This window comes from Colwellia chukchiensis, assembly GCF_002104455.1.
In the GTDB taxonomy this organism is placed as follows: Bacteria; Pseudomonadota; Gammaproteobacteria; order Enterobacterales; family Alteromonadaceae; genus Cognaticolwellia; species Cognaticolwellia chukchiensis.
Window position 1 is genome coordinate 46425 of record NZ_NBOC01000012.1, and the last position, 10693, is coordinate 57117.

9 protein-coding genes are annotated in these 10693 nt (G+C 44.7%); 3 read left to right on the plus strand and 6 right to left on the minus strand.

The window, feature by feature from the left end; translation table 11 throughout:
• Nucleotides 1–2: 2 nt before the first annotated feature.
• Nucleotides 3–869 (minus strand): PA4780 family RIO1-like protein kinase, encoded by an 867-nt coding sequence (locus B6K83_RS13065; protein WP_085285375.1) that lies wholly within the window; start codon nt 867–869, stop codon nt 3–5.
• Nucleotides 870–1023: 154 nt separating this feature from the next.
• Between B6K83_RS13065 and B6K83_RS13070 the strand changes: the two genes are divergently transcribed.
• Nucleotides 1024–1962: a 2-hydroxyacid dehydrogenase gene (locus tag B6K83_RS13070; protein WP_198951690.1), complete on the plus strand. Its 939-nt coding sequence runs from the start codon at nt 1024–1026 to the stop codon at nt 1960–1962.
• A 19-nt stretch (nt 1963–1981) separates the two neighbouring features.
• On the opposite strand, the gene B6K83_RS13075 is transcribed toward B6K83_RS13070, so the two are convergent.
• The 3 genes from B6K83_RS13075 to B6K83_RS13085 all read right to left on the minus strand — a co-directional run bounded on the left by B6K83_RS13075 (nt 1982) and on the right by B6K83_RS13085 (nt 6148).
• A complete protein-coding gene (locus tag B6K83_RS13075; protein WP_085285376.1) occupies nt 1982–2629 on the minus strand; it encodes a class GN sortase in 648 nt (215 codons plus the stop codon).
• Nucleotides 2626–4758: a marine proteobacterial sortase target protein gene (locus tag B6K83_RS13080; RefSeq protein WP_158088357.1), complete on the minus strand. Its 2133-nt coding sequence runs from the start codon at nt 4756–4758 to the stop codon at nt 2626–2628. Before B6K83_RS13080 ends, B6K83_RS13075 begins: the two co-directional genes overlap by 4 nt.
• A 202-nt stretch (nt 4759–4960) precedes the next feature.
• The gene (locus B6K83_RS13085; protein ID WP_085285427.1) at nt 4961–6148 is read right to left on the minus strand and encodes a serine hydrolase domain-containing protein; all 1188 of its coding nucleotides are present in this window, start codon (nt 6146–6148) and stop codon (nt 4961–4963) included.
• A gap of 339 nt (nt 6149–6487) precedes the next feature.
• Here B6K83_RS13085 and B6K83_RS13090 point away from each other — a divergent pair, with 339 nt between their 5' ends.
• Nucleotides 6488–7225, plus strand: coding sequence for an SIMPL domain-containing protein (locus B6K83_RS13090; protein WP_085285378.1), 738 nt, complete (start codon nt 6488–6490; stop codon nt 7223–7225).
• A 179-nt stretch (nt 7226–7404) separates the two neighbouring features.
• On the plus strand, nt 7405–8187 hold the full coding sequence (locus B6K83_RS13095; RefSeq protein WP_085285379.1) for a 3-hydroxybutyrate dehydrogenase: 783 nt from the start codon (nt 7405–7407) through the stop codon (nt 8185–8187).
• A gap of 341 nt (nt 8188–8528) precedes the next feature.
• Here the strand turns inward: B6K83_RS13095 and B6K83_RS13100 are convergent, their stop codons facing one another.
• Nucleotides 8529–9500 (minus strand): alpha/beta hydrolase, encoded by a 972-nt coding sequence (locus B6K83_RS13100; RefSeq protein ID WP_085285380.1) that lies wholly within the window; start codon nt 9498–9500, stop codon nt 8529–8531.
• Between the two features lies 1 nt (nt 9501).
• The gene (locus tag B6K83_RS13105; RefSeq protein WP_085285381.1) at nt 9502–10686 is read right to left on the minus strand and encodes an MFS transporter; all 1185 of its coding nucleotides are present in this window, start codon (nt 10684–10686) and stop codon (nt 9502–9504) included.
• Nucleotides 10687–10693: the final 7 nt, after the last annotated feature.

Consider the following 10693-nt stretch of genomic DNA (forward strand, 5'->3'; position numbering starts at 1 on the left):
AATTAATGCTCTGGGTCGATAGCATTTGCTGCACTGATGCGAGCGACTCTTGCTGCTTCTTCAGCAAACGCGGCTTTAATTTCTTCTAATACGGTATCAACATTGGCTGGCGCCGTGTTTGCTTGGTATAACCCCGTGAGTTTGCTTTCGGGACTTAATTCACCACGAGCAAAAAGCGCCCACATTTCTTGTCCATACTGACTGTCTTTTAGCGCCGGACAAAACTGGCTGTAGTAATGCGTCATATTATCGATATCACGCATTAGCATAGCTTTCGCATTATTGTTGGCAGCCGCATCAACGGCTTGGGGAAGGTCAATAATCACTGGACCATAATCGTTTACTAAAACATTAAACTCAGATAAGTCACCATGAATAATACCTGCGCAGAGCATTAATTTAACATAATGCATTACTAAAGCGTGATCTTCTTGTGCTTGCTCTGCCGACATCACCACATCATTTAAACGTGGCGCGACATCGCCTTGTGCATCCGTGACCAACTCCATCAACAATACGCCGTCGAAGCAACCGTATGGCTGTGGCACGCGCACACCTGCGGCGGCTAACGTATACAGGGCGTCAACTTCGGCATTTTGCCAAGCAGACTCTTGTTGGCTGCGGCCATATTTTGAACCTTTTTCCATGGCACGGGCGCGACGGCTATTACGGCTTTTTCTGCCTTCTTGGTATTGTGCGGCTTTTTTAAAGCTGCGTTTAATAGCTTCTTTATAGACTTTTGCACAGCGAATATCGTCGCCACAGCGCACCACATAAACAGTGGCTTCTTTGCCACTCATTAATTGGCTGATCACGTTATCGATTAGGCCATCTTCAACAAGTGGCTGCAGGCGTTTAGGAACTTTCATAGCGCCGTTATACCTTAGTTAGCCCTAGGATACCAGTAAGAATAATTCCTATTGATATTATCAATCACACTAAAGGGTTATGGTCAGTCTATTTCACTTGATGTTAACCTGGGTGCCAATAATAATATTGGCACCTAGCTATAACGACGAAAACATGATGCTCCCATTTATTAGCCAATTGCCAGCGCAGCAACAAACGATGTGGTTGGCAGCCTTGAGGCAAGCCATGCCAGAAGAACAAATAGTGTTGGCGAATTCGCTAACTAGGGCCGAGAAAAAACAATGTCAGTTGGCGATTGTTGCTAACCCTGAGCTTGCGTCATTAGCAGCCTTTGAGCAATTAACTTGGCTACACAGTGTTTGGGCGGGTGTTGAGCATTTAATGACATCACTAAAGGGTTCACCGATAGCTGTGGTGCGTTTAGTCGACCCTGTTCTCAGCCAAACCATGGCACAAGCGGCATTAGCTTGGAGCTTATACTTACACCGCGACATGCCACGCTATGCCAAACAACAGCGTAATAAACACTGGCAACAATGGCCCATTGTGCCGGCAAATGAGCGCCGTATTGGTATTCTTGGCTTAGGAGAGTTAGGTCAAGCCAGCGCGACACTATTACAGCAACAAGGCTTTTCTGTGATGGGCTGGAGTCGCAGCGAAAAAAAGCTGACTAATATTGCCAGTTTTTTTGGCGATAAGGGTTTAACAGAGCTGTTGCAACAAAGTGATATTGTATTGTGTTTGCTACCACTAACACCAGCGACCACAGGGCTGCTTAACAAGCAACGCTTGGCGTTATTGCCCACTGGCGCCGCGATCATTAATTTTGCTCGCGGTGCAATTGTAGATACCCAAGCCTTGCTTGATGCGTTAGATAACAATCAGCTTAGTCATGCCGTGCTTGATGTGTTTGAGCAAGAGCCACTCAGCCAAAATAGTGGCTTATGGCTACACCCAGATATTACCATTTTACCGCATATTTCAGCGCCAACTAACCTCACGAGTGCCAGTAAAATTGTCGCCAAAAATATTCGCCAGTTTCGTCTAACAGGCAAGATTCCGCCAGCGGTTAATAAAGAAATTGGCTACTAATCATCAGTTGCCACGGGCATCAATTCTCACCACTTTTGCTCGCCAGTGGCGTGGCGATAACGAGGTAGCGCTGATCGGCTGTAGCTGTGATACCTTGGAAAGGATAGCATGTGATCAACACTAAATGAGCGCCATTGGCGGGTAATGGCAGGTGCGCGGCGGTGCCATCGATGACCCTAATAGCCGTTACTTGATAACTTTGTTGATGGCCGTGCACATCAGTTAAGTTAATAATATCTTTTAATAACAGTTGTTGTAAAAATGCAAAATGACTGTCGCGATGACCTGCAACAACAAAAGGTTGCTCGGCATGACTTTGGTTAAAGGGCGCAATTGCCGCCGCTGAAAATGCTAAACTGGTGGCATCACCGCCATTTAAAAGCACAATATTTTTCGCTAGGCGCGGGACACTTAATTCGGCTAGCGCAAACGTATCTGCCCAAGGCCAAGGTTTAATGGCGAGTGGCGCCGTACCTTGCTCTTGGGCTGCTAATGCTTGTTGCCAACTGTGATAAATAAGCTGCTGCGACAACCAAGCCTTGGCAGGTAACCAACTCGCATGCAGTGACATTAACAGTCCGAAAACTAGCGCCAGTAGGGGAATTATTTTGCCCATGTCATTTAACCTCATGGTGTTTTTGTTGTTGGTGGTTTGCGCGCTGATCATGGTTGCTGTTGATTATGCTTGCGCCAGCGCAACGCCAACAGCGCTAGCACTATCAGCATTGCGCCAAACAAGCATTGGAGCTGCCAACCAAGGGCCGTTTTTGGCATAGCCAACAATAAATTCTCATGGGCCTGAGCTAGCGTGCTGAGCTGACTTTCGATTGTGCTTTTCGCTTGCAATGGCATATCAGCTCGCTGTTTTTCGATGGCAATAAAACTGGTGTATGGTGACAATATTTGATGCGCAAGCGAGGTTGCTATCACCTGAGCTTTAACTTGCTCTGTGTTGGCCCCAGTAACTAAGGTGTCAATTAAGTCTGCTATTTTATCTCGTGCCCAAAGACTAGCGATGCCAGCTGCGGGCGAGTTGTCGGCGATAATGACTTGTTGATACCAAGGGCTACTGGCAGTTTCTCCGTCAATTTGTACACTGTTAATCGGCAGTGCTGACTTGATGGCTATTTGCAACGGCTCAGCTAAATACAAGTCAGGGATGCTTTTTGGGTAAACCTCTAACTGTGGATGAGCTTGGCGATCAAAGGTGAGCTTGATATTACGCATAGCCGGTTGGCTAATTTTTGTCATTAACTCTGATATTTGTCTTTGCACTTGGCTATTTTGTTGGATAAAGGTGGCGCTACCACGGCCAAATTGGGCAGCTTTTTTCATAAAATAGCCGTTTGGCGCTGCGCCTATACCCACCGTAAAGAGGCGTGTGTTGTTCGGCGCTTGCGCCAATAATTGCATTAATTCAAATTCATTCGCGACTGCGCCATCAGTAATAAAAACGATTTGCCTAAGGGCTTGCTCCATTTGCTGCTGTGCTTTATTCATTACTAAGGCTTGGCTCAGGGGCCGATACATTTCAGTACCGCCATCGGCTTGTAAGCTATTGATAAATTGTAAAGCTTGGTTAAGGTGATGCCTTGTTGCCATTTTTGTATTATTAAATAACAGCGTCGCATGATTATTAAAGGCGATAATATTGAAGCTATCGGCGTTTGAAAGTTGTAACAGTGCCAGTTGCAAGCTCGCTTTTGCTTGCACTATGCTTGCACCTTGCATTGAGCCTGAGGTATCTATAATAAAAATGATATCGCGGGCAAAACTGCGCTCATGCTCAGTGTGCGGTGGAAAAATCGTCAATAAGGTATAGTAATCATCGGCGATTTTTTCGCTAAAACTACTGACTTGCGGTGTTTCGCTTGGCTGCAATTGCCAGTGCAAGTTGAAGTCGCGATGGGCGATAATGGCCTCATCGGCTAAGCGAATTAAATACCCAGGTGCCTGATTGGGCAGCTTTTCACTGACGATCGGGTGGCTGTTACTGCCTAGGCTTGCAAGCTCAGCGCCGGCATTCAGGGATAGCGTAATGCTAGCCTGACTCTTGGCTAGCGTGTTAGCTTGGTTTGCAAAAAACTCTACGTTGTGCTCATCAGGCGCCTGCGCGCTATATTGACTGTGATAACGGTTTGTAATAGCTAAAGGTAGGTTGAGACTAAGTTGGTGCTGCTGAAAGTTGACCGGCATGATAAATTCCAGTCTAACCACAACTTGGCTTTGTGCCGGGATATTAGCAATCTGATTGCTAAACAGATTCGGTCGTTGTTGTGTTACTAAGCTTGCCTTTTTCCCTTGTTGCTTGGCTTGTTGATAAAGCGCTTGTGCCGTTTGCTTTACCATCACTTTGCCAATAATTTCTTTGTCAGCCACTTTTATCGTTAAATGTTTTACCGCGGCATCTTCAGGTAGTGGAAATTGATATTTAGCGGACAGCGTCATGGCGTAGGGATTAATAAACACTTGTTGGACATTAACATAAGCTACTAAACCACTGATATTGACATTGATAACTTGATCGACGGGCAAGGTGGGTGTCTGTTGGTTGTCTGCCTGCTGAAAAACCAGTTGTGGGCTATTAATTAAGGGCTTTGCCTTGGTGGCTAAATGGCGCGCCTGAGCGGCATCGTTGGCGCGTGCCCAAGGCGCAAGTAAGACCGATAAAATCGCTAGCAAAGCCAGGAGTAACGTCATACTCAACCAGACTCGCCGCTGCTTTTTGCGCCTTTGCGGGTAAAGAGTGGTATCTTTAGGGTCAATTAGGATCAACTTTTTATGGGGGCGTAGCATGTCTTGCTCCAACAGGGGGATGATGATGCTATTACAACAAGGTAAAAAGTCGCGGGTGGGGTAACAATCAGGCAATCTGATGAACAATGATGGCAACATTATGGCGCAGCGAGATTAACTCACTGTATCTAGCTTGCTTACCCAGAGCTAAACCTGAGCTTAGCCAATGCTTGAAGGCAAACCAGCCATCAACTATTGGACGTTATAAGGCTTTATTTTCCGCCAATAGCTGGTGAGCTTGCGCCCAAAACTGGCTGGAAATTTTATTGATGACATTAGATTCAGCGTTGATCAAAATAGCAAACCCTAAACCTAAGCTTGGTGAGTAGCCAATATCGGCCCGAAAACCGGCAACCCACCCTGAATGGTAGATAATGGGTTGACCGTTAAATTGATATATGCGCCAGCCATAACCGTAATGCGCGTCGGTTAAATGCTCGCGCCAATAGCGTCGGCGTAGATCTTTTTTGGTTTTTATGCGCGGTGTGGTTAGCTCATTCAGCAATGCCGGCGATAACACCTCAGGGTTATGCCCTAAGTTTGCTATTAACCATTTTGCGAGATCGGTAATACTGGCATTCACGCCAGCCGCCGGAGCAACTTTAAAATAATCAGGTTCAACTGTCACGGTACGCCAAACATAGCGTTTAATGGCTTTGCCAGCGCTATTTTTACGGCCAGTATTGACCTTTTTTCTTAGAATATGGGGTTTGGCGGTGTTGTCTTGTGTTTGAAATACGTCAATACCCACAGAGGCATGGGTCATGGCTAGTGGTGTAAAAATACGTTCTTGCAGCAAGGTGCTATAGCTTTTATTTTGGCTCGCTTCAATGGCGGGCTGCAAAAAACCATAAGCAATATTTTGATAGCCATAACATTTTTCCGGTTGGCAAATAGGGCTCACCCGATCAAAGCGGCTAATAATTTTTTCCATACTCCAATTTTCATGTAATAAATTGTCGTAAGCATTGGGCATTAAACCACTGGAATGACTCAGTAAGTGCTTAAGTTGAATTTTATCCGCCGCCCCTTGACGCGCTAATTGGAAGTTAGGAACATACTTGGTAATGGGGTCGGTTAAGTTGAGTAGCTGCTCTTGAGCCAGCATAGTGGTTAAGGTGGCGGCAAAGGGTTTAGACACGGAAGCGAGTCGAAATACGGTGTTGGCATCAACTTTTGTTTCTTTGCGGGTGTCGGTATGGCCAAAGCTTTCAATGGCAATAATTTGCTTGTTATGGACAATGGCATAGGCCGCGCCCGGAATATTAACCTTGGTTAACTCGCGCTCGATAGCGGCGGAAAGTTTATTGTTAAAACTTTGTAAATCAGAGGCATAACAAGCAAGAGAGGAAGAAATTGTTGCAAAAAACAGCATAAAACGAAACAGCATAGTTTTGCCCATATCGATAAAACGCACAATTCTAGCGAGTTAGTCGGCAAATAAGAAGTAGTTTTTTCTGCCCAGTTGAGCAAACTAACACGCAACTTTGCTGCTTCACACAAGTGTTAACCGGTTATGAAGGATACGGGCTTTGCTGAGTCTGTGCTAAGTTAAGGTTTGTATCGGTTGTCAGCACCATGGCAATTATCGCCGTACAGGCGTTCAGCTCGGGTTAATCGTCAGCGCTATACACTAGTGATCAGCTGCTAATGATCGTGCGCTATCGCAATTACTTGCGTTGTAAGGATTAATGAGCAATGAGCCATCAAATATAAAAAAGGATGAAATATGAAAAACTTTCGCCGTCTTGCGCTACTGAGTCTTGTTAGCCTGACTTTTACTCACGCCAGTGTTGCCTTTGCAAACTCTAGCTTGCCAAACCATCGCCATATTTCAGTTACCGGCCAAGCGGAGTTGCAGGCCATGCCCGATACCGCTGTCTTGCACTTAAGCGTACAAAGCATGAAACAAACCAGCTTGGACGCAAAAAAGGATTTGGATCAACGAGTGAATAGGTTACTGGACGGTTTGACCGACTTTGGCATAGCTGAAAGCCAAGTGTCAGCATCAAATATAGCAACAGAAGCAAAACAAAACTATAACCGTGGTGAGCCAGCACAAGTGCTTGGCTATATTGCTCGCCGCAATATTAAGGTAACTTTAACTCAATTAGATAAACTTAATGACTTTATGAACTTTGTCTTAAGCGTCAACATTAACGCAATTCGCAATATTGAGTTAAAGTCGTCAAAAGAGCAGCAACTGCAACAAGAGGTGAATAACCTAGCGGTGAAAAATGCCAAAAATAAGGGCCAAGCGTTGGCGAATGCTTTTGGGACAAATTTAGGGGCAATTTACAGCATTAATGCCAGCTCTAATCATAGCTTTCATCGCTATGGCGCGAATAATGAAGCCTACCCAACTAGCGCTCGCATGGCAGATAGCATGGCAAAAGCCGGGCGTTACTTGCAAGAGAATATAGTTTTTACTGCCTCGATTAGTGTGGTATTTGATCTTGAGTTATAAAGGAGAGTGCTATTGACAATACGCTGAGTCGCTGATGTTTTATAACTTGGCGGCAATTTTTGCTGGCTGTGGCTTTTTAAAGTGTGCCAATAAGCCTTGTTATGGTACTAAGGTGCCAATTATTCAGTGGTTAAAATACGCTAATCTTGTCGGTAAATGAATAAAATTTGGATCCCCTTATGCTCAAAGAAAAAGTAGCCTTAATTACCGGCTCAACGAGTGGTATTGGTTTAGCAACCGCCCATGTACTAGCGCAACAGGGTATAAACCTAGTGTTGCACGGATTAGTGTCGGCCACCGAGGGTCAAGCCTTAGCCAATGATTTTATTGCGCAATATGGTATTAATGCCATATTTGATGATGCCGACTTGCAAGACGTTGCCAGTATTGAACGCTTAATAACCAAGGCGATAAGCACTATGGGTAGTGTTGATATTTTAGTTAACAATGCCGGCATACAACACACGCAAAGTGCGGAAAGCTTTCCACTGGAAAAGTGGAATGCCATTATTGCCATTAATTTATCGGCTGCTTTTCATGCCATTCAATTTGCGCTACCAGCGATGAAACGCCAAGGCTGGGGGCGTATTATTAATGTAGCGTCAGTGCATGGTCTGGTTGGCTCGGTAAATAAATCGGCTTATTGTGCCGCTAAACATGGTTTGGTGGGGTTAACGAAAGTATTGGCATTAGAGTGTGCAGAGCAGGGTATTACCGTCAATGCAATTTGTCCTGGTTGGGTTGATACGCCCTTGATTAATGATCAAATATCGGCAATTGCTAAACAGCAAGATAGCAGCTTTGAGCAAGCTAAATACCAATTAGTGACTGCAAAGCAACCTTTACCTGAAATGATGGCGCCGGCGCAAATTGGCGAGTTTATTTTATTTTTATGCTCAGATAGCGCTAAAAGTATCACAGGTGCTGCCTTACCTATGGACGGTGCCTGGACCGCGCAATAAAATTTCACCCTCTAAAATCTTGCCAGCCTAGGTATTGATGGCTCTTTGTGGCTAATAAATCCTAGGCTTTTTCGTTGCAGACAAACGCTAAGTACTGACCTCCCTGTCAGCACAGCTTTTTCGTTCCAGACAAAAGCTAAGTACTGACCTCCCTGTCAGCACAGCTTTTTCGTTCCAGACAAAAGCTAAGTACTGACTTCCCTGTCAGCAGTTCAGTAAACTAATTGATGCGCTTTTTGAAAAGAAAAAAAGGGCTAACTCAAGCACTTGCAGAAATAAATTCTGGCATTGGCTTGAGCAGCCCATTAGGAAGTAGGGTGATGGCTGCACGGTCACAGGGTTCAATCTTTGTCAATAAAGGCTTTGATCAGGCGGAAACTTTGCTGGTATTGCTCAGGAATGAGCGTTGATAGCAACATATAGGCATGGATCAAGTCAGCAAATTGATGGTGCTCAACATCAACACCTGCTTGTGCGGCTTTTTGGGCGTATAAAACACCTTCATCGCGCAATGGATCGCAGCCGGCGGTAAGTACTAAGGTTTTTGGCATACGGCGATCAAAAACGCCAAATAAAGGCGATGCTTGGGTTAGCCGCTTAAGCTGCTGGTTATTATCGTCTGTGTTTAGTTCAATGCGCTCTATGTTGAAATATTGCTCAAAGTACCAACGTATTTTATCGGCCTCTAATAAAAAGCCTTGGCCATTTTCACGAATAGACGGGCAGCTCATGGTGTAATCAACGCTGGGGTAAATTAATATTTGCTTGGCAACCTTTATGTTTGGATTATTAAGGTTGTTCATCACTAAGCTAGTACAAATGGCACCACCGGCACTATCACCGGCAATATAGAGCTGATCACTATGTGGGTACGCTGTTAGTAGACTTTGATAGTTTTCTAACAAGTATTGGCAGTCATCTAAGCCTCGTGGGTAGGGGTGCTCAGGTGCTAGTCGATAATCTATACAGATAACAATCGCGTTGGCAGCAACGGCAAGCTCACGACTAATGGGATCGTATAACTCAATACTGCCACACATATGACCGCCACCATGAAAATGCAGTAACACCGGCAATGACTCGGTAGGCGCAGGGTGGTAAATTCGCACGGCAACTTCTTGACCGTCAATGTTCAGGGCGTTATTGCTAATTAATGCGATGTCGGGGCCAGCTAACATCAAGGCGGATAAATTAGCTAAATTCTGCCGTACTATGCTTGTCTCGAATGCGGTGCCGGTTTTTTTCGCATCTGCGATGGCGGCATTGACTTGTGCGAGTAAAGGAGCAAGGTTTTTTGATACCACAGCTTGCATGTTAGTTTTCTCCTTGTGTAGCGCTTTGTTTATCGCCAGTTTCAGGTAAAAAGTAACTGCCAATAAATAATGTTGAGCTGAGTAAGGTGATTAAAATAAATGCCCAGCTAAAGTCGCCTTGGTTAAGATCAACCAAGAGACCAAAAAGCCATAAAATGAGGGTAGATATAATATAACTTATTGAATAAAACATACTAAACACTATGGTAATGCGCGCCGAGGTCATTTTGGGTAACTCGTGTGGAATGGTCACTAAGGCGGTGACCGGCAAGAAGATGAAAAACCCTAACAACATAGCGGCTAATGTTTGAAGCCACGCCAGTTCGCTAAAGGAAAAAATCGCGGTACTGAGCACCACCACTAACCCAGACCAGCGGATCACGGGTAAGCGCAAAGGCACTTTTTTACTGTAAATAATACCAAATATAGTGCCAATAATACCAAAGCCTATCACCCACTTACTTTGCACTATGCCGGCTTTGGGGTAGAAGGTGAATAAGCAAATATAAAACGCCAAAATACCTGAGTAGGCGAGACCATAAAGCCAGTTAAAGCGATCTTTTAAACCTTGCGCATAGCTGTAGTCAGCCGATGCGCTGACTGGCGTATTGCTCATAGTGACAGGTTGCTCAAACTTTACCAGTAACCAGAGCAGGGCAATAATAAAGCTGGCAATGGAAAATAGTACTAAACTATTTTGCCAATTGCCGGTTAGCTGATTGATGCTATCCATTTGCCATAATACGATGGCAGTACCTATGTTAAAGGCAACCGCGTTGATACCGTTAATGGTTGACCGTTCTTCAGCTTTAAAAAACTGTAATACAATAGGGTTAAAATAAACCACCATAAAGGCGCCGCCTAAGCCCATTAAAAAGCGGCTTAACAGCAGTAACTCATAATTGGGCGCATACGGGGTGAGTATGCCTATGGTGATTAATAAACTGGAGACAAAGAAGGCGTACTTAACCCCTAATTTAATGGCGATCCACGCGGCAATAAAGGTACCAACAATTTTCGCTAACGTAACCGCGCCACTAATAAAACTTGCAGCGGCTAGGCTGTGTACATCAAGCGATAGCATAATGCTTTGCATACTTGCCGTGCCACCGACCCAAGCCATAGCAAATAATACATAACTAAAGAAAACAATTGTTTCTACTACATATTTGTTGGTAATTTTCATTTATGAT